Source organism: Gordonia alkanivorans NBRC 16433, from assembly GCF_000225505.1.
In the GTDB taxonomy this organism is placed as follows: Bacteria; Actinomycetota; Actinomycetes; order Mycobacteriales; family Mycobacteriaceae; genus Gordonia; species Gordonia alkanivorans.
This window is the reverse complement of record NZ_BACI01000041.1, coordinates 1-941: the sequence shown is the minus strand read 5'-3', so window position 1 is coordinate 941 and position 941 is coordinate 1. Positions and strand designations below refer to the sequence as shown.

Sequence of the window (941 nt, the reverse complement as noted above, 5' to 3'; positions counted from 1 at the left end):
AGTGCGGTGAGCTCGCGGGTCAGGTCGGTGACTTCTCGTTGGGCCAACCGGTAGCGGGTGAGCAGGGAGCGGCCGGCACGGACGAACGCTGCCGCCGGTGCCGACAGTTTCGTTTTCGGTGCGGGTGTGGGGAGTGCCTCGATGAGGGTGATGCGTTGGGCGGTGGTGGTCGCCGCCCGGCAGCGATCGGCCCACTCGGCAGGTGCGGTGGTGACCAGGTCACGGAGCTGGTTGCCGATGCGGGTGGCCTCATCGACGGCCGAAGCTCGTGCCACATACAGCATTCGGACTGATTCGACGATGCCGGTGGTGTCTTTGGCGATGGCCTCGGCTCGGCCGGTGAACACCGCCATTGCTGCGGCGTGGGCGTCGAGTTGGTCGGTTTTGCCGTGGGCGTAGCGGCGCGGCAGATCGGGGGTGTTGACGTCGATGACCGTGACATCGTGCGCGGTGAGAAGCCGGGTCAGGCCGGCGCCGTAGGAGGCGCTGGCCTCCACTCCGGCCTGGGTGATGGGGCCGAACGAGGTGGCCCACTGCCACAACTGGTGGTAGCCAGTGCTGGTGGCGGGGAACTCGTGATCGGCGAGCAGGCGGCCCTCGGCGTTGACGAGGGCGGCGTGGTGGCGGCGTTGATGGGTGTCGACGCCAAGGACTAGCGGTTGCGTGGTGCTCGTGGTTGGGGTCATCGTGGTGATGTCTCCTTCACTGATGTGTGGGATGACCTCACCGGGGCGGGTGGACAGGACAGTGAAGAGTCACGGCCCAGCAGCCAGACACGGTCCTAATCAGGTCACACCCGCCCCGGCCCTTACAGGTCAGGGTTTCGTAGATGACCGACCGCCGGGACGACAAATCTCGTCCAAGACAGCACCGTCAGCCACGAAGAAGGTCAGACCCAAACACGATCAATCACCCACAACCATTCTCACTGCCACGAAGGG

The 941-nt window shown here is 65.8% G+C and carries 1 protein-coding gene; it reads right to left on the bottom strand.

The window, feature by feature from the left end; translation table 11 throughout:
• A partial coding sequence (locus tag GOALK_RS06235; RefSeq protein ID WP_006357953.1) for an IS110 family transposase occupies nucleotides 1-686 on the bottom strand: 686 nt, incomplete at its 3' end.
• Nucleotides 687-941: the final 255 nt, after the last annotated feature.